Origin of the sequence: Rhodococcus sp. 21391 (genome assembly GCF_016772255.1) — a bacterium.
GTDB classification, from domain to species: domain Bacteria; phylum Actinomycetota; class Actinomycetes; order Mycobacteriales; family Mycobacteriaceae; genus Rhodococcus_F; species Rhodococcus_F opacus.
Genome location: NZ_CP063781.1, coordinates 4177794 through 4203882 on the forward strand (window position 1 = coordinate 4177794; position 26089 = coordinate 4203882).

Here is a 26089-nt window from a genome sequence, read left to right on the forward strand (position 1 = left end):
TCTCGTACCTGGCAGACGACTTACGTCTGGTCCATGCCCGCAAGCGGGTTCTCGTCACAAATCTTTGCCGGCGGACGCACCATCAGCGTCAACGGAACCGGCGCCCGCGGAGTCCGGCGCTGGCCGGTGCGGGAATGGTCGACACTGGATTTCGGGATCTCCCCCGCGGCAGCCAACGCCAGTTCGCCGTTGCCGATCACACATTCAGGGTCCGGGCCGTCCATCGGCAGCCCGGTGAAGAACTTCGCGGCCATGCATCCGCCGCGGCAGGAGTCGTAGTGGTTGCACTTACTGCACGCGCCACCGGTCTGCGGGGACCGCAGCTCCTGGAACAGCTCCGACGTCTGCCACACCTGCTGGAAACCGCCGTCCGCCACGATGTTTCCCGCGAGGAACTGCTCGTGGATCGCGAACGGGCAGGCGTAGACGTCGCCGATCGGGTCGATCAGGCACACCACCCGTCCGGCGCCGCACAGGTTCAGACCGGGCAACGCATCGCCGTACGCGGACAGGTGGAAGAAGGAGTCGCCGGTGAGCACACCCTCGCCGTTGGCGACCAGCCAGTTGTACAGCTCGCGCTGCTGCGCCTGCGTAGGATGCAGTTCGTCCCACACGTCCGCGCCGCGCCCCGACGGTCGCAGCCGGGTGATGCGCAGGGTGGCGCCGTACTTGTCGGCGAGGGCCTTGAAGTCGTCGAGCTGGGACACGTTGTGCCGGGTGACCACCACGGAGATCTTGGCGTCCTTGAAACCCGCCTCGGACAGATTCTCGAGTGCGCGCACCGCCATCGCGAACGAACCCGGACCACGGACGGCGTCGTTGACCTCGGCCGTCGCACCGTCGAGGGAGATCTGCACGTCGACGTAGTCGCTGGCCGCGAGCCGGGCGGCGACCTTCTTGTCGATCTTCACCCCGTTCGTGGAGAACTTCACCCCCACCTGGTGGGCCGTCGCGTAGTCGACCAGCTCCCAGAAGTCCGAGCGAACCGTCGGCTCACCGCCGCCGATGTTCACGTAGAAGACCTGCATACGCTGCAGTTCGTCGATGATCGACTTGCACTGCTCGGTGCTCAACTCCCGCGGGTCACGTCGGCCGGAGGAGGACAGACAGTGCACACACGACAGGTTGCACGCGTAGGTCAACTCCCAGGTGAGGCAGATCGGGGCGTCGAGACCGAGTTCGAACTGGTCGACGAGGCGGCCGACCGGGGCGGACGGCCTTTCGAGCATGGAGGTCATGGGCTGTGTCCTCTGGTACGGGTGGAGAGAGCTGGTCAGGCGGGGACGATCATGTGCGACTCGGCCAACGTGCCGAGCGCGCGCGCATACTGCGCGGCAGCGTCGTCCCCGATACCCTGCGCCCGCAGTGCGGACCGGGCGTCGGCGTGTGAGGGAAGCGCTTCGACCACCGCGACGATCGTGCGGTTCTTCAGGAACGACAACTTGCGCGTCCCGAAGTGGTAGAGCAGCGCCCCGAAAGGTTCGGGACGCAGCGCCACCTGCGGATGAAGCTTCCAGCCCACATCGAGATCGATACCGGCGTTGCCGGCCACTGAAGCAGAAGCTGGAGCGGACATGATCAGTACACGCCGCACATGCCGTCGATCGAGACCTCTTCCACCAGGGATTCCTCGACCAAGTCGTTTTCGAGCACGTTGTTGTCGCGATCCGACATGATTTCCTCCTACTGTTCGGTGATACGGCGCGAGCCGGAGGGATGTTCCCCGTCATAGGAGACCGTCCCTGTGACTCGCCTCACCACTGTAATGGCATCGAGTGCAGAATGACAGGTCGGGAGGGGACGAAAATTGAGAAGTCGTCGAAAACCATCCAGTCGGATAGGGCGACGCCCGTCCACCACGCAGGATCGGATCAGTACTGTCGGGATCGAACTGTTCACGGAACAGGGGTTCGACGCCACCAGCGTCGACGAAGTCGCCGAAGCGTCCGGCATCGCCCGGCGCACCCTCTTCCGCTACTTCCCGTCCAAGAACGCGATCCCGTGGGGTGACTTCGACGCTCACCTCGCCGAAATGCGTGCCCAACTCGCAGCGCAACCCGACGACATCCCTATCGTCGACGGACTCACCGCAGCACTCCTGCAGTTCAACGCGTTCCCCGCGAGCGAGGAAATCAACCACCGCAAACGCATGGGGCTGATCCTGCGAGTCCCCGCCCTGCAGGCGTATTCGGTGGTCATGTACGAAGGGTGGCGCAACGTCATCGCCGAGTACGTCGCGAGCCGGCTCGGAACCTCACCTACCGACCACGTTCCCCGGACAGTCGGTTATCTTCTACTCGGCGTTGCGATGTCGGCGTACGAGCAGTGGCTCGACGACGATTCGCTCGAACTGAACGAACTACTCGCCAGCGGAATGCAATCGCTCTACGATGGGCTGAGTTCCCTCGGCGAGCCCGACACCCGAACCTGACCCACTCCCGCCATCACCTCTCGGCAAGGTTGCCTCGAATGACTTCCACTCTCGACACACCCGCGTTCGACTCTCTCGCACCGTGCGAATCCGGGCTGTGGTCACATGGTCACGTCACGGTGGAGCGGGTCGCGGCCGGGCCGCTCACACTCACCCGTGACGGCGAGCAGCTGCGGGTGACACACGCCCTGACACCCGAAGATCTGAGCGAACGACTCGTCGCCTCGGTTACCACGTCCATCGAGGACGCCGACTTCGGTCAGGACGAATTCGAATCGACCATGGTCGGACTGGTCCGCTCCACCGTCGACGGTGCGCTCGAAGCGTGGACCGTCTACTACCGCAACTCCCTGAACGAACTGCTCGACGGCACCGCCGACTTCGCACCGATCCACGAGAAGGCAGAACAACTGGTCCATGGCTCCGTCCTCGACCTCGGGTCGTGCTTCGGATTCCTTCCCCTCCGACTCGCCCGCGCCGGCCGGTCCGTCACTGCGACCGACATCCTGCCCGGCACCATGACCCTCCTCGACGCCGTGGCACCGGAACTCGGCCTCGATCTGCGCACCCTCGTGTGCGACGCCGCGCACGTGCCGGTTCCCGACGACAGCGCCGACACCGTCACCGCAATCCACCTCCTCGAACATGTCGACGAAAACATCGGGGCCGCAGTGATATCCGAGGCCCTCCGCGTTGCCCGCGACCGAGTTGTCGTCGCCGTCCCCTACGAGGACGAGGCAACGGCCTGCCACGGACACATCCGCACCTTCGACACCCCGTCGCTCACGAAGCTCGGCGAATCGACGGGACGTCCCTTCGAGGTGTTCGAACACCACGGCGGATGGCTCGTCATCGACTGCTGACCACCTCACGATGCCCACAGATGCGCCGAGGTCGGGGGCGCGGCGCGGTTGATCGGTAGTGGTGTCCGGTCGGGGTGCCGAGGTCGATGAGATGGGTGCGGCCGGGGTTGTGCACCGGTCGGGCCGTCCACCCCGGTGCTTCCTTCGCGTAGTTGCAGGCCTCGCACAGTCCGGACCCGTTTCGCGCGGTGGTCGCCCCGTGCTGTCGGCGGGAGCGGATGTGGTCGTGGTGCCGGATCGGTGCATCGCACCACGGCGTACGACACGTGCGGTCGCGGAGGTCGATCAGCGTCCGCAGGCTCTTCGGGAACGTGCGCGACTGCGATTCCATCGCCGTCAAAGCACCCGACTGCGGGCAGGAGTACACCCGACGTAGCGACGTCTCGGTGTCACTGTCGACGGCGTCGGCCACCAGCTGCCGGGCAATCCCGGCCGGCACCGGCCCGAAGCCGTGCAACTGCGCGGCCTCGTGCCCGCCGGCCAGCAAGGTCTCATCCGAGAGCACCAGATTCACCGCCACCGGAACACCACCACCAGCAGCGGTCTGCCCGGTGCCGCGGTCGAACAACAGGTCCACCATCAGCTGATTGCGAGTCCGGCCACCACTGTCCCCGGTCGCGATGAGACTGTCCGCATCCCGCCCCAGCGTGGCCTGCAGACACACCGCCTGCTCGACCGGCATCAGCACGCTCAGATACGCCATCGAATCCGGTGCCGGCCGCGTCGTCACCCGCCGCTCGGACACCGCTGTGATGCCGCCGCACCACGGATGCGGCGTCGAGTTCCACCGCCAGAGCCTTCGCCCGTGTGATCAGACCGCGGTCACCGACCCCGTCGAGAATGTCTGGATCCGAGCACAACCGGCGGTCCACGATCGCCCGATCCGTGGCCGACAGGCACGCCGTTTCCCGCACCAACAGGGTGGCCCGCCATTCGTTCAACCGCCCGGTCTGCAACATGGCGAGGGTGTGCGGCATCTCGTGCACCAGAGCCTGCGCGAAACCCAGATGCCGGCCGCCGCGGTTCGGGGATTCCCTGCGCGCCAACGCAATCTGCGACGCGATACCCCGGTCCCACTCCACTCGCGGCAACCCCCGAGCCCTGCGGTCCGCACGGATACTCGTCGCGACGCCGTCGGTGATCACCGCCTGCACCGCACACCCGACCGACTTCAACGCCTCGATCGCATCGAGCCACTCGATCCCCAACCCCGCGTCCCCACCCGCCTCGACACATCGCAGCCGCGCCGTGAACGCACGCAACTCGTCCAAATCCGCTGCAACCAGAGCCCCCACAACCAACCTCCCCCAAGGTCGTTCGAAACTTTGTTCGATTCTAGCAACGGAACCCGACCCGAGCAATAGACGGACGGCTTCCCACAGGTCCGCCGCACAGGCGCGCGTTCGACAATCCCCCCGACGCCTCCTCCGGTGGGTCCGCCACAACCTCGATCCCTTCGCCTCGGTCGGCGCTCACAGTCGGCACCACGAAGGTTCAGCTAACGAAAACCGATGCCGCAGCGACAGAAGCAACATACGGACCCGATCGTCAGGCGGGGCCGCCGGACTCGAAGGAGTATCCGATGACCCACAGGATCCGCAGGTTCCTCGCCGGAGCGGCCGCATCGTCCGCCCTTGCCGCCGCGGTGGTCGCCTTGGCCGCCGTACCCGCCCAGCCGAACCCTCGGCCGACTGTCACACCGGCACCACACCCACATCGGGCACCTCGCACTGCACGGCTTACGACGTGCCCGCCGGCAGGACCGCAGTCCACATCGGGACCGTCGAGTGCTTCGGCCTGACGCCACGGGCGATTCCGGGACCCGGGGGTGTCTCGCACATTCCGTGGATTCAGGGCTATCGCCGCGATGGCCTGTGGGTGCCGACCGGGACACCGTCGACCGGATCGTGTGTCGGGGGGATCGGTGCCCCGTGGTGGGAGGTCGGCGTCTCGACGGGCGCCTTCACTACCTGCGGGCTGCGGGTGGGGATCGTCACCTACGTCAGTGTCGCCTGCACTCCGATCCGCCCCCAGTAGGGCACACGACCATCAGCGATCAAGGAGTGTGGCCGGCGAGGATCTGCTCGCGCAGGATGTCGGCGTGACCGGCGTGCTGGGCGAGTTCACGCAAGACCTGCAGGTACAGCGCCCACACGGTGCGCTCGCCCCGGCCGTCGACTGTGTCGTCGAGCGCCAGGGCGGCGATGGTCCGCCGGGAGGCGTCACAGCGTTCGGCGTGGGCGTCGAGCACGGATGCGATGGTGTCGGCCCGGGTGAGGGTGAACGACTGGTCCGGGGTGCTCACGATGCCGATCTCCCGATACGAGCGACCGGTCACAGCCTGGTCGAACCACACGCCCTCGACGTAGGTGACGTGTTTGACCAATCCGAGCAGCGTCGTCTTCGAACGCACCAGACGCCGACGCGCCTGCTCGTCGTCCAGGTCGTCCAGACTGCCGCGCAGAGCGGCCCGGTATTCGTCGAGTAATTCGTCCAACCGGCCGCGGAGATCGACAGTCCACCCCATGCTGGGCATGATAATCACCTCCGAGCGGCCGGCGTGTCGGATCTGCTGAAACCTTCCGCGGCAGCGGCCCGAGCGACGAGCAAGGCGCGGAAATACTCTCGGCGTCGGTAGCCGAATACGACGTCGTCGCCGAGGTGCGGCCCCTGTTCGGGGACGGCACAGCGTGAAAGCGCGGAACGGCACGGGCCCCGATGGTCGAAAATGGAACCATGGCAGGGGAAGCGAGCGAGATCGTTCTGAGCAAGCATGAACTTCGTGAGGTCACCGCGTTCGCCGCGGCATGTGCGGAGGTGGTGCTCGCGGTATTCGAGGCCGATCAGCCGCACGACTCGCGGCCCCGCGCCGCGATCACTGCTGCGTGGGAGTTCGCGCGGGGTGGTGAGCGTGGTAAATCTCTGCGCGACACAGCGTGGGCGGCGCTCGAGGCAGCCAAGGTCACGGACACTGCGGCTGCGCGCGACGCAGCGTGGGCTGCGATGTCTGCGGCAGGCGCCGCCTATTTGCATCCGTTGCCCAAGGCCACCCAGGTCAAACACATTCTCGGGGCGGGCGCTCACGCGGCCAGAGCGGCCGAGCTCGTCGCCGGTGACGACCGGACCGTCGGTGCCGGACACGTCGAACAAGCGGTGCATCGTGCGACACCGGTCGTTGTCGACGTGCTCGAACGCTTTCCGGCGGCACCGGGTGGCGGTGGACGGGTCGGCGAGTTGATCCGCATGCTGGACACCGACCTGCGGCGCCGACCGTCGACCCAGCCTCCCTGTGCCGCTACGAATTCGTGAGGTCGCGCCGACGGAACAGCACGACTCCGACCGCACCCACGACGACGGCGATCACCGCCAGCCAAACCAGCGGAGTGGCCGTCACCTCCGCGGCGGGAACAGGAGGGACGTGTGTGAACGGCGACAGATCGCGGACCGCCTGAGGCAGCCCGAGCAGTGATCCGAGGAATCCGAAGATCAGGCAGCCCGCGAGCGCACCCCAGGAGAGCCCGGCCGCCCAGGCGGGAACGCCGCCGAACGCCAACACCGCCAATGCCGCGATCACCCCGATCGCCGGTACGAAGGCAAGGGCGGCCCCCGTGAGGTTCACGATTTTTCCCGGCACGTCGTCGGTCACCAGACCGTACGCGAGACCGGTCGCCGCCCCGGTCAGCGCCTGTAGGACGACGATGCCGACGGTGACCAGGCCGATGTGCGCCAGCATCCACCGCGGACGCGAGACCGCTGTCGCGAGAACGGGTTCGAGTCGCCCCGCCGATTCCTCACCGCGCATCCGCAGTAAAGCCTGTACGGCGTAGCCCGCAACCGCGATCGCCATCATGCCGAAGATGGCGGCGAAGTAGGCGTCGACCATGTTCGTCGTGCCGCCACCGAGCTGTTCCATCATGTCGGCCACCTGCTCGCCCTCGCCGAGGAAGTCGTCGATCTGGTCTGCGATCGCGCCGTACACCACGGCGAGGACGACGATTCCGAATGCCCACCAGAACAGGATCGTCCGTTGCATCCGCCACGCCGATCCGACCGCCGTCGGCAGCGAACGGGATGCGCGGGCGGGGCCCGGGCGGGTCGGCACGAGCCCGGAGCCGATGTCCCGGTGCTCCGTGAGGGCGAAGCCGACCGAGCCGACCGCGAGTGCGAACACGGCGGGCAACGCCAGCACCCACCAGGCGTTGTCGTCGTACGGACGGACCTGCTCGGCCCAGCCGATCGGCGACACCCACGTCGGCCAGCCACTCACCACCCGCGCGCCGTTGTCCGTCACGGTCCCCGTCATGTCCCCCACCGCACGCAACAGGAATGCCACGCCCAGGGCGGCCCCGGCGAGTCCGTTCGCGGTGCGGGCACTGTCCGTCACCTGCGCCGTCACCGCGGCGATCGCCGCGAACGCGATACCGGCACCGGCGACGGCCGCGCCGAGCGCCACCGACCCGTCCAGTGGCAGACCCGCCGCCACCAGCACCACGACGTTGAGCAGTCCGAGAGCGAGGTTCGCTCCGACCGCGACCACCAGGGCCGCGGTGAGCAGTGCCTTCCGGCCCACCACGGCGGCCTCGACGAGTTCGGCGCGGCCGGTCTCCTCGTTCTGGCGGGTGTGCCGCACGACCAGCAGGGTGGTCATCAGGCCGGCGGCCAGCGACAGGGGCATGACGATCTGACAGGCGAGCACGGCGCCGGCGCTGTACCCCGACACGAGACCGTTGGTGGCCAGCGCGACCGGCGACGCCGCGGTGGCCATCGCGAAACTGCGCAGGTCGGGCTCCGTGGGATACAGGCCGAGCACGCTCGACGCCGAGAATGCCTGCAGCGCTGCGAGAGCGAGCAGCCACACCGGCAATTGGATTCGGTCGCGGCGCAGGGCGAGCCGCACGAGCCGGGCGGTCCCCGCATACTGGCCGCGGCCCGCCGTCGCCGGCGCCGTCACCGTGCTCATGGCGTCCGCGTCCCGGACTCGGCCCGCCGGTGGTTCTCGCCCTCCCGGGCCAGTTCGTCCCCGTAGTGCCGGAGGAACAACTCTTCCAGTGTCGGGGGCGTCGACGTCAACGACGTGATCCCGAACGTCAGCAGATGGCGCAGCACCCCGTCGATCGCGCTGGTGTCCACCTCGCACCGGGTGTGCAGGCCGTCGACTCGCACGTCGTAGACCCCCTCGACGGCGTCGAGTCCGGTCACCGGCCGCTGTGTGTCGGCGGTGATCGACGTGCGCGTGAGGTGACGCAGTTCCACGAGGGTGCCGGTCTCCACCGTCCGGCCCTCACGAATGATGCTCACCCGATCGCACAGCGCCTCGACCTCCGCGAGGATGTGACTCGACAGCAGGACCGTCTTCCCCGCGTCGGACATCTCCTCGACGCAGTCCTGGAACACCGACTCCATCAACGGATCCAGCCCGGATGTGGGTTCGTCGAGCACGTACAGTTCGACGTCCGACGCGAACGCGGCAACCAGTGCGACCTTCTGCCGGTTGCCCTTCGAGTACGTGCGCGCCTTCTTCGTCGGATCGAGTTCGAACCGCTCGAGGAGTTCCGCGCGCCGCGGCTCGTCCAGCCCGCCGCGCAACCCCGCGAGGAGGTCGATCGCCTCACCGCCGGTGAGATTGGGCCACAGGTTCACCTCACCGGGAACATAGGCGAGCCGCCGGTGCAGCGACACCGAGTCGCGCCACGGGTCACCACCCAGGAGGCGGGCATTGCCCGAATCCGCGCGCAGCAGGCCGAGCAGTACCCGGATGGTTGTCGACTTGCCGGACCCGTTGGGGCCGAGGAATCCGTGCACCTCCCCCGTCCCCACCTCGAGGTCGAGGCCGTCGAGTGCGCGGGTCGGCCCGAACGTCTTGACGAGATTCTCCACCGAGATCGCAGACATGATGGGGACGCTACGCCGGTTCGCGGGTGGCCACGACGGGTTCCGCGGCCCCGGCCGCCACGGGGCCGGATCAGATCAGACCGAGTTTGCCCGCCTCGTACACGGCCTCCGCACGGCGGCCGACGTCGAGTTTGCGCATGATGTTGCTGACGTGAAACTTCACCGTCGTAGCCGAAATAAACAGCCGCTCACCGATTTTCGCGTTCGACAGACCCTTGGCCAGGAGTTGCAGGACCTCGAGTTCACGCTCGGTGAGCCCGTCCCGCGGCGTCGTCTGCCCGTTGAGCGAGCGGATCACGGCCGACGCGCTGCGTGAATCGAACGCGCTCTCGCCGCGGGACACGGCGCGGATGGCGCGCACCAGTTCGGTCGTGTCGACGTCCTTGACCACGTATCCGCGGGCGCCGGCGTGGATGGCGCGCACGACGAGTTGCTCGTCGAGAAACGTCGTGAGCACGAGCAGACCGATCTTGCTGTCCGCGGCGGACAGCTGCGCGCACAGTGCCAGCCCCTCGTAATCGGAGGCCGCCGACAGTTTCAAGTCCATCAGCACGACATCGGGCGCGACGTCACCGACGACGGCCAGCGCCTCCTGCATGGACGACGCTTCCCCGACCACCTCGAGATCCGGCTCCCGCTCGAGGACCGAACGCAGACCCTGGCGGAGAATCGCGTGGTCGTCGACGAGCACGAGCTTCACCACCGAGGTGGGGCGGGCGGACCTGGCCTGGTCACGCACCGAGGTTCGTATGGTCATCGGTCCACCTCACTGTCGGAATGTAACGGGATCCGGGCAGCCACCCGGACTCCGCCGATCCTGGCCCGCGCCACTTCGAGAGTGCCGCCCAATTCGGCTGCCCGGGCCTGCATGTTCGCCAACCCGCGGTGGTGGCCGTCGAGGTCGTTGTTCGCCGCCATCCGCAGCATCAGGCGCATCCGCTTGGGGTCTCCGTCTCCGTCGTCGGCGACGGAGAGCAGCACCGAATCTTCCGAATACGTGAGCCGCAGGACGGCGCGCGTCGCGTTGGCGTGGACCGCCGCGTTGAACAGCGCCTCGCCGGCGATCCTCAGCAGCGCGTGTTCCCGGTCGCTGGACAGCTCGGCGGGGGTGCCGCCGACGCGGACGGTGACCGCGAGTTCGTCGGGCATGTGCACGACCCCGAGTTGCTCGAGCATCTCGGGCAGGGACGTCCGGTCGGAGCCGCCGGAGTGATTGAGCGCGTAGATGGCCGAGCGTAACTGCTCCACGGCGCGGCGCGTCAATTCCTTTGCAAGATCGAGTCTCTCGCTGCGTTCGTCGTCCGGGACACCGCTCCGGCACACCTCGATCTGCATCCCCGCCGACAGCACCGCCTGCGTGACGCTGTCGTGGAGTTCGCGGGCGATCCGGTGTCGTTCCTCGTCGAGGACCTGGTGCCGGTGCGCCGCTCCGAGTTGACGCTGGGTGGATTCGAGTTCGGCGTTGCGCACCGCGAGATCGGAGGCGGTACGACGCGCCTCCGCGTACGCGTGCTCGGCCCGCTCGAGCAGCAGCTGGCCCCGCTGGTAGAGCGCCGAATTCTGCAGAGCCACGGCGGTCTGGCTCGCGAGGATGCTGAGGACCGCGCCGTCGGTCGTGTCGAGCGTGCGGTGTTCGGCCGTCCAGGCCGCGAAGGCTCCCACGACGCCACCCTCGAGGACGATCGGCACGAAGGCATGGTGCGCGTCGATGACGGGAGCGCCCCCGGTGCGCGCGGACCTGATGTCGGCCAGACACGTCACGACCTCGTCCGGCAGCGGGGGGCCCTCGACGTTGTCGACGAGGAACGGCGTCGCATCCGGGCCCAGGACGAGCCGGCGCGGGCCGGCGTCGGGCAGCATGCCGTCGGCGAGGGCGAACGCGACCCATCGCGCGTCCAGGTGCGCCCGCGCCGCCTCGGCGACCGCGCAGATGAGGGTCTCGGGGCCTTCCACCGTGCGGACGAGGGCCCGCGAGATGAGTTCCAGCGCGTGGACGACACGTTCGAGACGTTCTGCGGCGCCACGATATTGGGGGTAGAACGTCGGCTTGCCGGACCGCAGTCCGGTGAGCGTCGACAGGTCCGGGGCGTTCATGCGCTCACAGCGCAGTCCGGAACAGCGCCACCATCTGCTCCTGGGTGGCCGTACGCGGGTTGGTGGACATGCAGGCGTCGCGGAGCGCGAACTCGGCGAGGCGTGACAGGTCTGCTTCGCGAACCCCCAACTGGCCCAGACCTTTCGGAACTCCGACCTCGCGGGCGAGGCGTTCCACCCGGTCGGCGACCGCCAGCGCAGCCTCCTCGGGTGTTCCGCGACGCTCCTCGAGACCGAGAGCAGCGGCGATGGCAACGAACGGGGTGGCGTCGTCGGTGGCGTTGAAACGGATCACGTGCGGGAGAAGGATGCCGTTGATGACTCCGTGCGGCAGGTCCAGCAGTCCCCCGACCTGATGGCTCATCGCGTGGGCGGCACCGAGGATCGCATTGGTGAACGCGAGGCCGGCTTCGAGGCTCGCCTGCGCCATGACGGCGCGCGACTCCATCTCCATCGGTAACTCGATGGTGCGGACGAGGGTGTCGGTGACCAGCCCGACCGCGCGGAGCGCATGGTGGTCGGTGAGCGGGTTGTGGGCCAGCGACACGAACGCCTCGATACCGTGAGTGAGGGCGTCCAGGCCGGTCGCCGCATTGAGCCACTCCGGCATGGTGGTCAGCAGCCGGGGGTCGATCACGGTCACGTCCGGTACGAGCGCGCGGCCGATGATGGTGATCTTGGTGCCCCGCTTCGTGTCCGTGACGATGCAGAACTGCGACACGTCGGCGCCTGTGCCCGACGTGGACGGCACCATCACCAGCGGCGGGATCGGACTGGTGGCCTGGTCGACTCCCTCGTAGTCGAGGATGTTGCCCCCGTTCGCGGCGAGCACCGCGATGCCCTTCGTCGCGTCGATGACGGAGCCGCCGCCCAGGGCGACGAGGACGTCGCATTCACCCTCGCGATACGCGTCGTGCCCGGCCGCGATCTCGTGGTCCTTGGGGTTGGGCGTCAACGCGCTCCACACGACCGGGGTGAGGCCCTGCTCGCGCAGCTGATCCTGAAGCTCGGTCGCCCAGCCGGCGTCGATCAGACCCGGATCGGTGACAAGCATCGGCCTCGATCCGCCGAGGCGGAGTACCGCGTGCGCGGCCTCGACCATCGATCCGATACCGAACACGATCTCGGGCGCATGGAATTTGACCAGCCTGCCCGGGGCGGTGGTGCGGGTGGACGGATAGGATACGGACAAGTCGACACTCCTCCCGACACCTGCGTGCATGTGATCCACATTACAAGACTCTGACCTAGACCCTACGGTCCGGGACGAGCTCCCACACCCACCGAAGGACAGGTACGTACCTACCCGATCGGGTAGGTGGACGGGATCTTCACCGCAACGCGTGCCCCAGCTCGGCGGCGCGGGACATCAGCTGGGCGGCATCCCGCGCGACGACGACACGGTCGCAGATCTCGGCGTACTCCGGCATCGCGCACGACGCCTGGTTCCAGTACCGCTCGGGTTCCGGGGTGATCCAGGCCAGCCGGTGCACTTTGCGACGCAGTTCGGCGAATTCGTCGACACCCGGTGGGAGGCCGTTGCACCGCCCGTCACCGACGACGACCACCGAGGTGCGGGAGTTCACGTCGGTGCCGAACTCGGTCAGCACGTCGGAGAACACCCGGCCGTAGTCGCTGCTCGCCTCCAGATCGATGCGCGGGTCGGCGAGCACCGACGCGAGCGCGTCGTCGTCGGCCCCGGCGAGGAGAGTGTCCGTGACGTCGACGGGCCGGTCCACGAACGCCAGCACCTGGCAGCGGCTCGCCCGGCGATGCATGGCCTGTGCCAGCCGGAGGGTGAAGGCGGTGACGGGTCGCACCGACAGCGACACGTCCGCGAGGATCAGCACCCGCACCCGGTCCGGCCGCGGCGCCTTCACCATGAGGTGGAAGGGTATGCCCTCGGTCCGCAGGCTCGCGCGCACGGTCCGGCGCATGTCGAGCCGGCCCCGCGCCAGTTCGCGCGGGCGGGGACGCGACGGTCCGCGCATCCGCCGAAGCACCTCGTAGCACGCCTGATTCACTTCGGCACGGGACGTGGCCGACACCGATCCGCTCGTGGCCCCCGGTGCTTCTGCGGGTCCGGCGGTCAGATCCCGGGCGTCCGCCAGGGCGCCGACGAATGCCTCCACCGCCTCCGCCAGCCGGTTCAGCTGGGCCGCGGTGAGTGGTTCGGCCCCATCGGAATCGGCGTAGACCGTGCTCGGGTCGTAGGCGTCGAGCCACGCGAGAATCGACTCCGGATCGTCCCAGGACAACGATCCGACGACGGCACCGCTCGTCGACGACGCCAGGTCACCGACGGCGGTGCTCGCCGCCCGCTCGACCTCCACCGTGTAGGTGACACCGCGTCGTCCGGACTCGGCTTCCGAATCGACGGACAGATCCGCGTCGCTCGACGTCATGCTGACGTCGTCGTCGTCCTTGTGGGGGTTGAAACCCTTCTGCGCTTCGGGGGTGTCGAAGTGGTCGCCCACTTCGGCGGCGCGCTCGTTGTACTCCGCGTACCGGGCGGTCTCCGCGTTGTCCGCCACCTCCAGCGCGGAGGGCAGGCCCTCCGCGAACTCGGTCCGGGACGGGGGACGCGCGTCGGGTGCGGCGTCGGCGATCGATGCGAAGAACACGTCGAAGGCGCGGTCGAAACCCGCCTGCTCGTACGTGTACTTCGCGCACACCGCACGCAGCGACGCCCTCAGTGTGGGCAGGTCGCGGCCGCCGACCAAGCCGAACACCCGGCGAACCTCGATGACCTCGGCAGGAGACGCGGCGACGCCACAGCGGCGCAACACCTTTCCGAAGGACGCCGCGAGCACGTCGAGAAGTTGCGCGGGCAGGGACGGGGAGGGGTCGGGCTGCGGGCGGAGCATCGTCAGCGCCTGCCCTGCCGACCCGCGCCGATGCCGCCCCGGTCGCGGCCACCGTGCCCGCGGAAGACGGCCGTGGTGGTGTTGGCCGGCCGCGATGCGACCGTCACCCGCTCCACCGGCCCGGCCGGAGCGGTTTCGCCGTCGCCCGCCGGGACAGGCTGTTCGCCGGAGAGCCGGGTGCGGACCAGTTCGACGTCGCTGGTGTATTTGAGCAGGGCGGTGAGCAGGATGTCGCGGACCGCGGCCCGCGAACTCACGGCCACTCCCGTCGACTTCAGGACAACCGCCGCCCGGGCCGCATCGATGACCTCCGCGATGGATGGACTCTTGCGGAGCGGCAACTGCCGCAGCGTGCGAGCCAGATCCACCACGTCCGCCGCGACGGCCTCCTCGACCTCGGGGGCCTTGGCCGTCACGATGTCACGCTCGCGCTGTGGTGTCGGGTAGCCGAGGTGGTAGTGCAGGCAACGACGCTTGAGTGCGGGCGACAGTTCGCGAGTGTCGTTGGACGTCAGGATCACCCACGGCGCCGACCGCGCGGTGAACGTCCCCACTTCGGGGATGGTGACCTGTCCCTCCGCGAGAACTTCGAGGAGCAGCGCCTCCATCGACTCCTCGGTGCGGTCCACCTCGTCGACGAGCAGCACCACCGGTTCCGGCGACAGGATCGCCTCGAGCAGCGGGCGGACCGACAGGAACTTCTCCGAATACAACCCGAAATCCTGCGCGGCCAGGAACTGCGACGCCTCGGCGACGTCGTCGAACGCGGCCATCTTCTCACCGATGCGGTCGCGCAACATCTGCACGTGCAGAAGCTGTTTCGCGTAGTCCCATTCGTACAGGGCCCGGTTGTCGTCGAGACCTTCGTAGCACTGCAGCCGAACGAGCTTCCGCCCCGACGCCTCGGCCAGCGACTTCGCCAGCTCCGTCTTGCCGACGCCGGCCGGCCCCTCCAGCAGCAGCGGGCGCTCGAGCGCGGTCGCCAGGTGGACGACCACCGCGAACTCGTCGTCGGCGATGTAGTCGACCTCGCGCAACGCCTCCTTCAGTTCCGCGCCGTCGGCGAAGCGGATGTCCTCCGGTTCCGGGGCTGTGTGCGGTGCAGTCATGATCGGGGCGTCCGTCCTTCGTCAGCGGTGTGGTGGTGGGATCGCATCCGGGGCGGGGCCGGGCTGGGGTGAGGCGCCCGCCCCGGACGCGAGTCTTCTGCGGTCGGTCAGTACGCGCTGTTGATCGCGTGATCGACCACGGGGAGCATCGACTCGACCGTCACCTCGCGCGGGTTGCCCGGTGTGCACCAGTCGCCCTGGATGTGCTCGGAGATGGCCCGCACGGTCTTCTCGTCGCCCCGGATGGTGTCACCGCGACCCTCGTACTTCTTGGTGTTCATCTGGTTCTTGTCGTACGAGTCGGTGCGCACCTGACCGAAGTTGTCCGGAATGCCGACGTCCTTCGCCAGGCGGATGGCCGCCTCGACCGCTGCGTCCGCGGCCTGCACCGTGGTGAGGTTGCGGGTGTCCACGCCCAGCGCTCCGGCCAGCTGGGCGTAGCGCTCGTACCGCGACGGCAGGTTGTACTCCCAGACGCGGGGCAGGGCGATGGCGTTGTTCAGGCCGTGGTGGCTGTCGAAGAACGCGCTGACCGCGTGCGAGATGGAGTGCACGATGCCGAGGCCGCCGGAGTTGAATGCCTGGCCGGCGATGTACTGCGCGTTCATCATTCCCTCGCGGGCCTTCAGGTTGCGCGGCTCGAACACGGCCTCCCGCAGGTTCTTCGCGACCAGTTCCACCGAGTACAGCGCGTTGCCGAGCGACGGCGCGAAGTCGAGACGCGACACGTACGGCTCACTGCCGTGCGCGAGAACGTCGAATCCGCAGTACGCCGTGAAGTGCTGGGGGCAGGTGTAGTACAGCAGCGGGTCGTCGATCGCGAGGGTCACGATGGTCGCCTCGTCGAATCCCACCCACTTGTGCGGGTTGTTCATGTCCGACGTGTCGGTGATGACGTACGCCCACGATGTCTCCGAACCCGTACCGGCCGTGGTGGATACGGCGATGTGGGGTGGGTTCTCCTTGTTGGTGGACTTCGCGAATCCCTCGAACTCGTTGATGTTGCGGCCGTCGTGCGCGACCACCACCCGGGCGCCCTTGGCGGCGTCGTGACTCGAGCCGCCGCCGACGGAGATGATCGAATCGCACTTCTCCTTCTGGTAGAGCGCGGCGGCTTCCATGACGTTGTAGTCCTTGGGATTGGACTCGACCTTGTCGTAGAGCACGACCTCGACGCCCTGGTACTCGATCTTGCCGACCAGTTCCTCGATGATGCCCGAGCCGCGCAGGCCCGTGGTCATGAGCAGGGTCCTCTTGAATCCGAGGTTCTTCGCCTCGACGCCGATGATGTCGTGGGCGCCCACTCCCATCAGTGCCCGCGGGAACGGGTGGAATTCCTTGATGGGGAAGTCCCAGATCTGGTTGAGCTCGATGGCCATGGCCGTCTCCTCGATTAGTCGATGTCGAATCTGAAGCGTTGCGGAAGGGGACGCACTCGATGTGATCGGCGTCTCACCTGGAATCCACTGTGACCTAGTTCGGGCCCCGGTTACAGGCCTGCGGGGCCGAACCGTCCGACCGCGGCGCACAAACTGCCCGAACGGGCAGGTGCGGCCGGGCCGAGCCGGAGGGGGCGGCACTCGATAGGATGTCCACTTCACGCGGAGTCCACCCGCTAGGCAAAAACTAGAACCTGTTCTATATTTGGAGCAGGCAAGCGAGCGTTCCGGCGCTGCGAAGTACGGAAGGACTGCACACACGATGACGACTGTCGAGGTGCCGCACAGCTCACGATCGGTGGTGCTCACCGTGTCGGGCGTAGTCGAGGAAACCCCCGACTCCCGGTCACTGGTCTTCGACGTCCCGGCAGACCTCACCGACAAGTTCGCCTACAAGCCGGGCCAGTTCCTCACCCTACGCATCCCCAGCGACCGCACGGGCTCGGTCGCCCGGTGCTACTCGCTGGCCAGCTCACCGTTCACCGACGACGCCCCCAAGGTGACCGTCAAGCGGACGGCCGAGGGCTACGGGTCCAACTGGCTCTGCGACAACATCGCCGTCGGCGACACCCTCGAGGTCCTCCCCCCGTCGGGAGTGTTCACCCCCAAGTCACTGGACCACGACTTCCTGCTGTTCGCGGCAGGTAGTGGCGTCACGCCAGTGATCTCGATCCTCAAGTCCGCCCTCACCGAGGGGTCCGGCAAGGTCGTGCTCTTCTACGCCAACCGCGACGAGAAGTCGGTCATCTTCGCGGAGGAACTCCGCACGCTCGCGAGCCGGTACCCGTCACGGCTCGTGTCCATCCACTGGCTCGAGACGGTCCAGGGACTGCCGAGCGTCGATCAACTCGCCTCCGCCGTCGCGCCCTACCTGGGGCACGAAGCATTCATGTGCGGACCGGCGCCGTTCATGGACACCATCCACAAGGCGCTCGCCGACGCCGGGATGCCCCGCAGCCAGGTGCACGCCGAAGTGTTCAACTCGCTGGCCGGCGACCCGTTCCGTGACGCCGACGTCGCGGAGGTCACCGACGACGAGGCCGCCGACGCCGCCACCGTGGAGGTGGAACTCGACGGCGAGATCCACAACCTGAGCTGGCCCCGCAAGCAGACCCTCGTCGACATCATGCTGGCCAAGGGAATCGACGTGCCTTACTCCTGCCAGGAGGGCGAGTGCGGGTCCTGCGCGTGCACCGTGCTCGAGGGCAAGGTCGAGATGGAGAACAGCGAAATCCTCGACCCCGAGGACATCGAGAGCGGCTACATCCTGGGCTGCCAGGCCCGGCCGGTCACCGACCACCTCAAGATCGAGTTCTGACTCCGCTCACCCGAGCCGGCCGAAGCCGACGACGGCGGAGTCGCTCGTCCAGTCCACGGTGTGGACGCGGATACGGCCGAACTCGTTGCCGCCGACCGTCGTAGCGGTGTCCCCGTCGACCGCGACGACGACGTTGGTGTGCTGGCCGACCCAGCTGCTGTTGTCGTAGAGCACCACGTCCCCGACGGTCGGACGGTATCCGCCCCCGACCTCCTCGAACCGCGACTGCGACTCGTAGTACTCCTGCAACGTGTAGACCCCGGGAATCCGCCAGTGCCCGGAATTCGGATTCGCCAGCGGCAGGCCGGCTTCCCGCATGATCCAGCTGACGAAGTCCGCGCACCAGGGCTCCTCGACCCCTTCGGAGTAGAACGTGCCCGGCCGCTGCCTGTCGTGTTCGGCCTCGAGCAGCCCGACGATCCGTGCCTGCTGCGGCGACAACGCGGATGTGTCGACGGCCGGGAATTCTGCGGTGTCCCACGGTAAATAGCGGTCCGGTGCCAGCCACAACACCCCTCCCGCCACGACGACCATCACAGCGACGACGGCGCCGAGGATCACCCCGGCACGTCGGCGGCGGCGAGTGGGCGCGGGAGCAGTCATGCCACCGAATGTAGCGGGTATCCGGTCACCGCATCGCGCGGTAGCCCGCACGCTCCTCTGCGGTCAGATGCTCGCACGCATACGTCAGGGCGGTGCGGCCCATCGCCGCGGCGTGCCGGTCGAGGAAACCGGTGAGCAGGTCGCGGTCGACCCGCTTGCCGACCTCGCGCAGCATCCAGCCCGTCGCCTTCTGCGTGAGGTCGCGGCGATCACCGAGAACACGCTCCGCGACCTCGAGCGTCGTGGAGGCGTCACCCCGGCGGATGAAACCGAACGTACTGAGCAGCGCGACACGGCGCCGCCAGAGGTCGTCGTCCGCGGCCAGATCGAACACCGGGGCGCGCGGCCGGTCGTACAGCCACGCGCCCAGGATCCGGTCGGCGGACGAGTCCACCAGATCCCAGTTGTTCACCCGTCCCCGCATCACCAGGTCGAGGTAGAAGGACGCGATCTTCTCGCGCAGGGCGTCGTCGCCTGCCTTCGCCGCCCGGTCGAACTGCGTCGCGAGCACCAGCAGCCCCGCCAGTCGATGCTCGTGCACCGGACTGTCGAGGAGCACCGTCACCTCCGGAAGGTCCAGATCGGCGTGCGCGCGAACCACACTGCGCGTGCCGGGAACCCGCACGCCGATGAAGACGTCGCCCTCCCCGTACTCCCCCGGACCGGTCTTGAAGAACCGTGCCAGATTGACGGCGTCGGTCTCGTCCGACAACTCGTCGAGTGCGCGCTTCACGTCGTCCGCGGTGGAAGTCACGAAGGCACTGTCCCACAGGGGGCCGACAGCCGCCGCGACAGCACGGGCAAAAATCACGAAACATACTCTGACCTGCAGTTCGCGTTATCCGACTGCAACGAGCCAGGTATTGATCGGTCGGTCAATCAGGCGTGTACTCGAGGCGGACACAATCCATTTCGAGGAGGCTGGACATGAGATCGTGGAGTCGTATGCAAGATGTGGTGGCGATCGTGATCGGAGCCTTCGCGGCGCTCTCGCCGTTGTGGCTCGACACCAACAACGCCGCGATGTGGTCACTCATCGTGCTCGGTGTACTCGTGGCCCTCTCCGGTCTCGTCCACATGAGCCGCCCGGAGATGACCGTGGCCGAGTACGCGATGGCCGTCTTCGGAGTGCTGTTGTTCCTCTCCCCGTGGGTGATGAACTTCGACGCATTCACGGGCGCGTCGTGGACCGCATGGGTTGTCGGTGTCCTGGCAGTCGTCGTGGCTGTCACGGGGTTGCCGATGATGAGTTCCCGGATGCACGGACACGGAGGGCTGGCGACACATCACTGATCTGTGAACCACAGCACCGAGAACATCGATTGGGGCGGGGCGCAGGCTTACGGCCTGCGCCCCGCCGTTCACGTCCGGAAAGGCCCATGCCAGCACCCCATCTCGGTAAGCCCGGTGGCCTCCAACCGCGGAAAGGCCGGCGGCGGCGCAGCGCGAAGATCGACGGCGACGCCCGGGAACTGATTCTCGACGCCGCCGAATCCCTCATCGCCGTACACGGATTCGATGCCACGTCCACCGCATCGATCGCCTCTGCCGCGCACGTCCCGAAAGGACTGGTGTTCTACTACTTCCCCTCCAAAACCGACATCCTTCTGGCGCTGCTGTCCGAGAGACTGCCCACCGAACCCTTCGGCGACGTGGGCCCCCTGGTGACTCCGGGCGACCCCGCCGCCAGCCTCGTCAACCTCGACAACGCTCTGAATCTGCGCGATCACCACTCGTCGGTGATGCGCGTGATCATCTGGCGCGAGGCCGAGACCCACCCGGACGTCCGTGCGCACCTGCGGCGGTTCCGCGACTACCTCAGCGACATCACCGAGCGTCTCCTGCAGGCCAGTTCGCCCTACCCCGTGCAACCCGGGACGCTCCGGGCCTGCGCGACGGCATGGGTGGCCGCGATGTTCTCCGTGGCGGGCAACGACCGCCTCCACGACCTCGACGACCTGCCGCGACGGCACGGCGAGGAACTCGACAACGTCGCACGCGTCGTGGCGGCCGGGATGGTTCAGCTCGGCTGAGAACGCCCCGCCGACAACAGCTGACCGGCGGGGAACGCCTCGGCGCTCGCGGGCAGCCGCCCGGGCCTGCCGCTGAGGAAGACCTCGACGGTGCCCTCCCCCGCGCTCGGACGGTTCAACGCATCGATACGGCGGAGGGTCTGCGCCGCCACCGCCTCCGCGCTGTCGAACAACCGCACCCCGGCGGGAAGCTGCGCCGCGATCTCGTCGGCCATCAACGGATAGTGGGTGCAGCCCAGCACCACCCCGCCCACGTCGTCGGGTGTGCGCTCCACGGCGGAGGCGATGGCAGCGGTGGCCGCGTCCCGCTCGCCGCGGTCGATCGCCTCGGCGAGACCGTGGCACGCGACACCCACCACGGAACTGCCGTTCCCGAACTTCTCGATCAGATCGGCCTGATACCGGCTCGCCGTCGTCGCCGCGGTCGCCCAGACGGCCACCGACGGACACGCGGCGGCCGCCGGCTTGATCGCCGGAACCGTGCCGACGACCGGAACAGCCGGTCCGACGAACTCCCGGACGTGGTCGAGCGCCGTGACGCTCGCCGTGTTGCACGGCAGCACGATCACCTCGGCTCCGCGTTCGAGGCAGCGCTGCGCGGTCGCGAGAACGCGGTCGATCACCCACTGTTCCGGCTTGGGACCCCACGGAGCCCCGTCCGGATCCAGAGCGAGGATCAGATCCAGTTCCGGTCGCAACTTGCGCAGCCACGCCGACGTCGGCAGCATGCCGAGACCCGAGTCGATGAGCGCAACAATCACCCGGAGAATCTATCGCGCCCCCGCCCGGCGGCCTACGCCGACGCGGCCTCGAGGACCTCCCCGATCGGAGTTCCCGCCGCGATCTTGCCCCGCATCTTCATGACGCCCCCCGCCATGCCGGCGCCGACGACACCCGCCAGGATGCCGTCCCGCTCGTAGTAGGCGAGGAACTTGCGGCCGTCGTCCTTGATCACGTGCACCTCGTCGGTGGCCGCCACCGTGCCCAGTGCCTGGATCTTGATGTCGTACTGGTCGCTCCAGAAGTACGGCACCTGAGCGGCGGCGTTCTCGTCGCCGGTCCCGGTCAACGCCCCGGCGAGGATCTTGGCCTGCTCACCGGCATTGCTCCAGTGCTCGACGCGTTTGCGACCGCCCACTTTCAGCTGCCACGCGGCCACGTCGCCGACTGCCCATACGTGCGGGACCGCCGTGCGTCCCACGCCGTCGCACACCACACCGTTGTCCAGTTCGACGCCCGAGCCGTCGAGCCACGCGGTGACCGGCACCGAGCCGACTCCGATCGCCACCACGTCGACGTCCACCTCGCTTCCGTCGCTGAGGACGGCTCCGGTGACGCGGTCCGTGCCCACCAGCGAGGTGAGCCCGACACCGGCACGCAGGTCGACTCCCTCGTCCGTGTGCAGCCGGGCGACGAGTCCGCCGATCTTCTCGCCGAGCACGGACGCGAGCGGTGTCGGCTGCGGCTCCACCACCACCACGTCGAGACCACCGGCCCGCATGCTCGCCGCCAGCTCGCAGCCGATGAAGCCCGCGCCGACGATCAGTGCCCGCTTGCCCTCGGCGAGGTCCGCGCGCAACGCCAGGCTCTCGTCGATGGACCGGAGAACGTGGACGCCCGCGAGGTCGGGCAGACCCGGTATCCGCCGCGGCACGAGGCCGGTGGCGATCACCAGTTCGTCGTAGCCGAGTTCGGTGCCGTCCGCGAGTCTCAGGATGCGGGAACCGGTGTCCACCGAGGCCGCCTCGACCCCCAGACGCAACTGGATGTTCTTCTCGTCGAAGAACTCGCGCGGCTTGAGCGTGGTGTCGCTCTTCTCCCCGCGCATCACTTCCTTCGACAGCGGCGGGCGGTCGTACGGAAGGTGCGGTTCACCGCCGAGAAGCACCAGGTCACCCTCGTATCCGGCCCGCCGGAGTTCCTCGGCTGTGCGCAGACCTGCCAGGCCCGCTCCGACGATCACAATTCTCTGCACTGTCCCCGTACCCGCCCAATCTGCCCCTGCGACGACATGACCGCCATCACATCTCTGGCACAAGTCATATCAAACGCGCTCCGCACCCGTGAGTACTTGTCAACCGCCCGCGGTTGACAAGTACTCACGGGTCAGAGATCGGCGATGGCCTCCAACGGCCGGGTGCGGGCGGCCCGGCTCGCCGGCCACAGCGCGGCGAGGACGCCGACCACGCCGGATCCGAGGAGCATCGCTATCACCTGCCCCCACGGCACCGTCACCTGGTCGAGCCCCTGGTCCTTCAGAGTGCTCACGAAACCCCAGCCGAATGCGATGCCGAGCAGCACGCCGACGGCCGCACCGAACACCGCGATCAGCATCGACTCCAGGTAGATCGTGCGACGCATCTGGGACCGCTGCATTCCGACCGCGCGGAGCATGCCGATCTCCCGCCGACGCTCGACCACCGACAGCGCGAGCGTGTTGATGATGCCGAGAATCGCGATCACGACGGCCAGTGCGAGCAATCCGTAGAGGATGGCGAGGAGTGTGTCGATCTGTTGCCCCTGTGTTCCCTTGAACTGTTCGCGGTCCTGCACCTGAACCACGACGAACTGCTTGGTCGCGGATTCGAGGTCGGCGCGCAGCTGCGTCAGATCCGCACCCGGCTTCGCATCGACGAGGACAGCCAGATCGGGAATGGTCGCGGCGGGCATCACCTGGCGATACACGTCGTCCGAGACGAGCCAGTCGCCGACCAGCTGGTTGTCCTCGAAGACACCTGTCACCTCGGCGTCGACGACCTTGCCGTCCGCGCTCGTCATCGGGACGGTCGTCCCCAGTGTCCAGCCCTTCTGCGCGGCCGTCGTCTGGGACACGATGAGGTGGTTACCCGTCAGATCGGCGCCGCCCGCGACGAGCTTGTAGTCGAGGACGCCCTCGAGCGGGCCGTCCAGCGACGCGCCCTGCTGCTGCTCGTCGTCGACCTTCACGGACACCGGATGCAGGGCGGCGGCGCTCTGGACGTCGCCGAGCTTCCGCACGGCCCTCGCCGCGCCGCTGGGCACACCGATCTGGTTTGGGCCGGTGAGCACGTAGTCGGCGGACACCCCCGAGTCGACGAGCTGGTTGACGCTGGCCTTCGCGGACGCGCCGAACACGCCGATCACGGACACGAGCATCAGACCGAGCGTCAGCGCGAACGCGGTGGCGGCGGTACGACGCGGATTCCGCACGGCATTGGTGCGGGCCAGGCGCCCGACCGGGCCGAACGGCTTGGCCAGTACCGCTCCGAGCGCCCCGACGATCGGCCGGGACAACGCAGGCGCGGCGAACAGCACGGCCAGGATCAGACAGAGCGCGCCGGCACCGACGACGGCGGCCGCGCCCCCACCCGTGCCGCGCGAACCGATCACGAGTCCCACGACGCCGAGTGCCCCGAGGACGGCGCCGGCGATGGTCCGCACGTGCAGCGAGTCACCGGTGGACGCGAATTCCTCCCGCATCGCCGCGACCGGCGGCACCTTGGACGCGCGCCGGGCGGGCGCGTACGCGCTGATCGTCGTCACCAGCACCCCGACCACGAGGGCGATGAGAATCGTGCGCGGCCCCACCTGCAGGGGACCCTCGGGCAGACCGACGTCGAACGCGTTCAGCAGTCCGCGCAGACCGTAGGCCAGGCCGACGCCGGCGGCGATCCCGATCGCACTGCCGATCACGCCGACCACGAGGGCCTCGAAGACCACGGAACGGCCCACCTGCTTGCGGCTGGCACCGATCGCGCGGAGCAGCGCCAGTTCGCGCAGGCGCTGGGCCACGATCATCGAGAACGTGTTGTAGATGATGAACGTGCCGACGAGCAGGGCGATCGCACCGAATGCGAGGAGGAAGTAGTTGATGAAGCTCAGCGCCTCCGTCACCTGCGCCTTGGTCTCCTCGCGCACCTCGTCGCCGGTCTGGACCTTCGCGTCGGGAAGGGCCGCGGCGATCTCGTCGCGTAATTCGGTCTGGGACAGACCCGTTCCGGCGACGTCGATGTACTCGACGTGCTTGCCGTCGGTGAACAGTTCGCGGGCCTGCGAGTCGACGAACGTCGCGCCGATGAATCCACCGGTCTCGTTGCCGGTGTCGTAGATGCCGGAGACGGTGACGTCGACCATGCCGCGAGCGGGCACGAGAACCTTGGTGGTGTCGCCGACCGCCAGTCGCGCGCGTTCGGCGGCACTGGCGTTGACGGCCATCTGGCCGACCTGGGCCGGCGGGCCGCCCTGAACGTATTCGTCGGGTTCACCGAGCGCCTGACCCGGCGGGAGGTAGGACTCGCCGATGCTCGGCGCACCACCCGTCTGGACGGCGGCGCCGTCGGAGTCGATGAGGACGATCTGCCCGCTGACGGCTGGTGCTACCGCGCGCACTCCGTCGAGCGCGGTGATGGTGTCGAGGTCGGCGAGGGGCACTCCGCTGGAGTTGCGCTCCTCGCTCGACACGCGGACGTCGACCCCTTGCGCGGTGTTCTCGAAGATCGAGTCGAACGTCTTCTGGAGTGTGTCGGTGAAGACGAAGGAGCCTGCGACGAACGCGGTGCCGAGCACCACGGACAGCACCGTCAGTGCCAGCCGAACCTTGTGTGCCGCCAGGTTGCGCAGCGACACCTTGCGCATCGGAGCGCTGGATGTGGACGCCATGCGGTCAGACCGCCGCGTCGGACGCGAGGGCGTGGGCGGGCTCGTCGAGTCGCTTCATCGTGTCGAGGACCGAATCGGCCGTCGGGTCCCGCAGTTCGTCGACGATCTTGCCGTCGGCGAGGAAGACCACCCGGTCGGCGTAGGCCGCCGCACGGGGATCGTGCGTGACGATGACGACGGTCTGGTGGAACTCGTCCACCGCCGCCCGCAGGATCGCCAGCACCTCACCCGACGACTTCGAGTCGAGGTTGCCGGTGGGCTCGTCGCCGAAGATGATCTCCGGCTGCCCGGCCAGGGCGCGGGCGCACGCGACCCGCTGCTGCTGACCGCCGGACAACTCGCCGGGGCGATGCTCGAGACGGTCCTGCAGTCCGAGCTTGGTGAGCACGTTCTCGAGCCACGCGGCGTCCGGCTTGCGGCCCGCGATGTCCAGCGGAAGGGTGATGTTCTCCAGTGCCGTCAGCGTCGGCACCAGGTTGAACGCCTGGAACACGAAACCGATGCGGTCGCGTCGCAGCTGCGTCATCTGTTTGTCCGTCAGCGTCGTCAACTCGGTGTCGCCGATCAGGACGGAACCCGAACTGGCCGCGTCGAGACCTGCCAGGCAGTGCATCAGCGTCGACTTACCGGAACCGGACGGTCCCATGATCGCGGTGAACTCACCACGGGCGAACTCGGCGGATACCGCGCTGAGCGCGTGAACCTGGGTGTCGCCGGTGCCGTACGTCTTGGACAGCTCGACAGCACGGGCAGCGACAGCGGGGGCATGCGTGCTCATGATCGCCTTTCGTCATTCCTCTTG

The 26089-nt window shown here is 68.1% G+C and carries 25 protein-coding genes and 2 pseudogenes; 7 read left to right on the forward strand and 20 right to left on the reverse strand.

The annotated features are described in order from the left end of the window. Window positions 1-20 precede the first annotated feature (20 nt). From mftC to mftA, 3 genes are read right to left on the reverse strand one after another with little or no spacing between them, the layout of a single operon-like run. Window positions 21-1238: a mycofactocin radical SAM maturase gene (mftC, locus tag GO592_RS19370; protein ID WP_007295767.1), complete on the reverse strand. Its 1218-nt coding sequence runs from the start codon at window positions 1236-1238 to the stop codon at window positions 21-23. Between the two features lie 35 nt (window positions 1239-1273). Further along, a complete protein-coding gene (mftB, locus tag GO592_RS19375; protein ID WP_082324873.1) occupies window positions 1274-1576 on the reverse strand; it encodes a mycofactocin biosynthesis chaperone MftB in 303 nt (100 codons plus the stop codon). Window positions 1577-1578: 2 nt separating this feature from the next. Next, on the reverse strand, window positions 1579-1674 hold the full coding sequence (gene mftA, locus GO592_RS19380) for a mycofactocin precursor MftA (protein WP_005573048.1): 96 nt from the start codon (window positions 1672-1674) through the stop codon (window positions 1579-1581). Between the two features lie 133 nt (window positions 1675-1807). On the opposite strand from mftA, the gene mftR reads away from it, so the two are divergent. Further along, a complete protein-coding gene (gene mftR / locus GO592_RS19385) occupies window positions 1808-2431 on the forward strand; it encodes a mycofactocin system transcriptional regulator (protein WP_005239471.1) in 624 nt (207 codons plus the stop codon). Between the two features lie 38 nt (window positions 2432-2469). Beyond that, on the forward strand, window positions 2470-3294 hold the full coding sequence (gene mftM / locus GO592_RS19390) for a mycofactocin oligosaccharide methyltransferase MftM (RefSeq protein WP_007295765.1): 825 nt from the start codon (window positions 2470-2472) through the stop codon (window positions 3292-3294). Window positions 3295-3299: 5 nt separating this feature from the next. Here mftM and GO592_RS19395 read toward each other — a convergent pair. From GO592_RS19395 to GO592_RS19405, 3 genes and pseudogenes are all read right to left on the reverse strand, one after another. Next, a pseudogene (locus tag GO592_RS19395) lies at window positions 3300-4589 on the reverse strand (HNH endonuclease). Between the two features lie 253 nt (window positions 4590-4842). Beyond that, on the reverse strand, window positions 4843-4992 hold the full coding sequence (locus tag GO592_RS19400; protein ID WP_172650366.1) for a hypothetical protein: 150 nt from the start codon (window positions 4990-4992) through the stop codon (window positions 4843-4845). 358 nt (window positions 4993-5350) lie between these two features. After that, complete coding sequence (locus GO592_RS19405) at window positions 5351-5830, reverse strand: DinB family protein (protein WP_007295762.1); 480 nt, start codon at window positions 5828-5830, stop codon at window positions 5351-5353. A 32-nt stretch (window positions 5831-5862) separates the two neighbouring features. On the opposite strand from GO592_RS19405, the pseudogene GO592_RS44545 reads away from it, so the two are divergent. Then, a pseudogene (locus tag GO592_RS44545) lies at window positions 5863-5988 on the forward strand (antibiotic biosynthesis monooxygenase); the annotation flags it as partial. A gap of 42 nt (window positions 5989-6030) precedes the next feature. Next, entirely contained in the window at window positions 6031-6603 is a 573-nt protein-coding gene (locus tag GO592_RS19410) for a putative immunity protein (protein ID WP_050998565.1), read from the forward strand. Here GO592_RS19410 and GO592_RS19415 read toward each other — a convergent pair. From GO592_RS19415 to mdo, 8 genes are all read right to left on the reverse strand, one after another. After that, window positions 6590-8254 carry an ABC transporter permease gene (locus GO592_RS19415; RefSeq protein WP_007295760.1) on the reverse strand — a complete coding sequence of 555 codons (1665 nt, stop codon included), beginning with the start codon at window positions 8252-8254 and terminating at the stop codon, window positions 6590-6592. The genes GO592_RS19410 and GO592_RS19415 overlap by 14 nt on opposite strands. Further along, a complete protein-coding gene (locus tag GO592_RS19420; protein ID WP_007295759.1) occupies window positions 8251-9186 on the reverse strand; it encodes an ABC transporter ATP-binding protein in 936 nt (311 codons plus the stop codon). The genes GO592_RS19415 and GO592_RS19420 overlap by 4 nt, the downstream gene beginning before the upstream one ends. 70 nt (window positions 9187-9256) lie before the next feature. After that, window positions 9257-9943, reverse strand: coding sequence for a MadR family response regulator transcription factor (locus tag GO592_RS19425; RefSeq protein ID WP_007295758.1), 687 nt, complete (start codon window positions 9941-9943; stop codon window positions 9257-9259). Continuing rightward, the gene (locus GO592_RS19430) at window positions 9940-11280 is read right to left on the reverse strand and encodes a MadS family sensor histidine kinase (RefSeq protein ID WP_007295757.1); all 1341 of its coding nucleotides are present in this window, start codon (window positions 11278-11280) and stop codon (window positions 9940-9942) included. Before GO592_RS19430 ends, GO592_RS19425 begins: the two co-directional genes overlap by 4 nt. Window positions 11281-11284: 4 nt before the next feature. Then, window positions 11285-12472, reverse strand: a complete 1188-nt coding sequence (locus tag GO592_RS19435; RefSeq protein ID WP_306670148.1) for an iron-containing alcohol dehydrogenase — start codon at window positions 12470-12472, stop codon at window positions 11285-11287. A gap of 139 nt (window positions 12473-12611) precedes the next feature. Further along, the gene (gene madC, locus GO592_RS19440) at window positions 12612-14147 is read right to left on the reverse strand and encodes a MadC family VWA domain-containing protein (protein WP_007295755.1); all 1536 of its coding nucleotides are present in this window, start codon (window positions 14145-14147) and stop codon (window positions 12612-12614) included. A gap of 2 nt (window positions 14148-14149) precedes the next feature. Beyond that, complete coding sequence (locus GO592_RS19445; protein ID WP_007295754.1) at window positions 14150-15256, reverse strand: MadB family AAA-type ATPase; 1107 nt, start codon at window positions 15254-15256, stop codon at window positions 14150-14152. Between the two features lie 107 nt (window positions 15257-15363). After that, window positions 15364-16635 carry an NDMA-dependent methanol dehydrogenase gene (mdo, locus tag GO592_RS19450; RefSeq protein WP_005239439.1) on the reverse strand — a complete coding sequence of 424 codons (1272 nt, stop codon included), beginning with the start codon at window positions 16633-16635 and terminating at the stop codon, window positions 15364-15366. A gap of 322 nt (window positions 16636-16957) precedes the next feature. On the opposite strand from mdo, the gene GO592_RS19455 reads away from it, so the two are divergent. Beyond that, complete coding sequence (locus GO592_RS19455) at window positions 16958-18013, forward strand: ferredoxin--NADP reductase (RefSeq protein ID WP_007295753.1); 1056 nt, start codon at window positions 16958-16960, stop codon at window positions 18011-18013. A gap of 6 nt (window positions 18014-18019) precedes the next feature. On the opposite strand, the gene GO592_RS19460 is transcribed toward GO592_RS19455, so the two are convergent. Together GO592_RS19460 and GO592_RS19465 are read right to left on the reverse strand one after the other, a co-directional pair. Then, complete coding sequence (locus GO592_RS19460; protein ID WP_039950378.1) at window positions 18020-18616, reverse strand: CHAP domain-containing protein; 597 nt, start codon at window positions 18614-18616, stop codon at window positions 18020-18022. A 25-nt stretch (window positions 18617-18641) separates the two neighbouring features. Beyond that, a complete protein-coding gene (locus tag GO592_RS19465) occupies window positions 18642-19370 on the reverse strand; it encodes a DNA alkylation repair protein (RefSeq protein ID WP_237720344.1) in 729 nt (242 codons plus the stop codon). 173 nt (window positions 19371-19543) lie between these two features. On the opposite strand from GO592_RS19465, the gene GO592_RS19470 reads away from it, so the two are divergent. Together GO592_RS19470 and GO592_RS19475 are read left to right on the forward strand one after the other, a co-directional pair. Continuing rightward, a complete protein-coding gene (locus tag GO592_RS19470; RefSeq protein WP_025432213.1) occupies window positions 19544-19909 on the forward strand; it encodes an SPW repeat domain-containing protein in 366 nt (121 codons plus the stop codon). Between the two features lie 86 nt (window positions 19910-19995). After that, window positions 19996-20649 carry a TetR/AcrR family transcriptional regulator gene (locus GO592_RS19475; protein WP_007295751.1) on the forward strand — a complete coding sequence of 218 codons (654 nt, stop codon included), beginning with the start codon at window positions 19996-19998 and terminating at the stop codon, window positions 20647-20649. Here the strand turns inward: GO592_RS19475 and GO592_RS19480 are convergent. From GO592_RS19480 to GO592_RS19495, 4 genes are all read right to left on the reverse strand, one after another. Beyond that, entirely contained in the window at window positions 20637-21410 is a 774-nt protein-coding gene (locus tag GO592_RS19480) for a glutamate racemase (protein WP_007295750.1), read from the reverse strand. The genes GO592_RS19475 and GO592_RS19480 overlap by 13 nt on opposite strands. A gap of 32 nt (window positions 21411-21442) precedes the next feature. After that, window positions 21443-22624, reverse strand: a complete 1182-nt coding sequence (locus GO592_RS19485; protein ID WP_237720343.1) for an NAD(P)/FAD-dependent oxidoreductase — start codon at window positions 22622-22624, stop codon at window positions 21443-21445. A 131-nt stretch (window positions 22625-22755) separates the two neighbouring features. Next, the gene (locus GO592_RS19490) at window positions 22756-25287 is read right to left on the reverse strand and encodes an ABC transporter permease (protein WP_039950374.1); all 2532 of its coding nucleotides are present in this window, start codon (window positions 25285-25287) and stop codon (window positions 22756-22758) included. Between the two features lie 4 nt (window positions 25288-25291). After that, the gene (locus tag GO592_RS19495) at window positions 25292-26065 is read right to left on the reverse strand and encodes an ABC transporter ATP-binding protein (RefSeq protein ID WP_005253776.1); all 774 of its coding nucleotides are present in this window, start codon (window positions 26063-26065) and stop codon (window positions 25292-25294) included. Window positions 26066-26089 lie beyond the last annotated feature (24 nt).

Excerpts from the sequence above, each read along its gene's own strand:
- mftC (WP_007295767.1), bottom strand. The coding sequence starts at position 1,238 with ATGACCTCCATGCTCGAAAGGCCGTCCGCCCCGGTCGGCCGCCTCGTC.
- mftB (WP_082324873.1), bottom strand. The coding sequence starts at position 1,576 with ATGTCCGCTCCAGCTTCTGCTTCAGTGGCCGGCAACGCCGGTATCGAT.
- mftA (WP_005573048.1), bottom strand. The coding sequence starts at position 1,674 with ATGTCGGATCGCGACAACAACGTGCTCGAAAACGACTTGGTCGAGGAA.
- mftM (WP_007295765.1), top strand. The coding sequence starts at position 2,470 with ATGACTTCCACTCTCGACACACCCGCGTTCGACTCTCTCGCACCGTGC.
- GO592_RS19405 (WP_007295762.1), bottom strand. The coding sequence starts at position 5,830 with ATGCCCAGCATGGGGTGGACTGTCGATCTCCGCGGCCGGTTGGACGAA.
- GO592_RS19410 (WP_050998565.1), top strand. The coding sequence starts at position 6,031 with ATGGCAGGGGAAGCGAGCGAGATCGTTCTGAGCAAGCATGAACTTCGT.
- GO592_RS19415 (WP_007295760.1), bottom strand. The coding sequence starts at position 8,254 with ATGAGCACGGTGACGGCGCCGGCGACGGCGGGCCGCGGCCAGTATGCG.
- GO592_RS19420 (WP_007295759.1), bottom strand. The coding sequence starts at position 9,186 with ATGTCTGCGATCTCGGTGGAGAATCTCGTCAAGACGTTCGGGCCGACC.
- GO592_RS19425 (WP_007295758.1), bottom strand. The coding sequence starts at position 9,943 with ATGACCATACGAACCTCGGTGCGTGACCAGGCCAGGTCCGCCCGCCCC.
- GO592_RS19430 (WP_007295757.1), bottom strand. The coding sequence starts at position 11,280 with ATGAACGCCCCGGACCTGTCGACGCTCACCGGACTGCGGTCCGGCAAG.
- madC (WP_007295755.1), bottom strand. The coding sequence starts at position 14,147 with ATGCTCCGCCCGCAGCCCGACCCCTCCCCGTCCCTGCCCGCGCAACTT.
- GO592_RS19445 (WP_007295754.1), bottom strand. The coding sequence starts at position 15,256 with ATGACTGCACCGCACACAGCCCCGGAACCGGAGGACATCCGCTTCGCC.
- mdo (WP_005239439.1), bottom strand. The coding sequence starts at position 16,635 with ATGGCCATCGAGCTCAACCAGATCTGGGACTTCCCCATCAAGGAATTC.
- GO592_RS19455 (WP_007295753.1), top strand. The coding sequence starts at position 16,958 with ATGACGACTGTCGAGGTGCCGCACAGCTCACGATCGGTGGTGCTCACC.
- GO592_RS19460 (WP_039950378.1), bottom strand. The coding sequence starts at position 18,616 with ATGACTGCTCCCGCGCCCACTCGCCGCCGCCGACGTGCCGGGGTGATC.
- GO592_RS19470 (WP_025432213.1), top strand. The coding sequence starts at position 19,544 with ATGAGATCGTGGAGTCGTATGCAAGATGTGGTGGCGATCGTGATCGGA.
- GO592_RS19475 (WP_007295751.1), top strand. The coding sequence starts at position 19,996 with ATGCCAGCACCCCATCTCGGTAAGCCCGGTGGCCTCCAACCGCGGAAA.
- GO592_RS19490 (WP_039950374.1), bottom strand. The coding sequence starts at position 25,287 with ATGGCGTCCACATCCAGCGCTCCGATGCGCAAGGTGTCGCTGCGCAAC.
- GO592_RS19495 (WP_005253776.1), bottom strand. The coding sequence starts at position 26,065 with ATGAGCACGCATGCCCCCGCTGTCGCTGCCCGTGCTGTCGAGCTGTCC.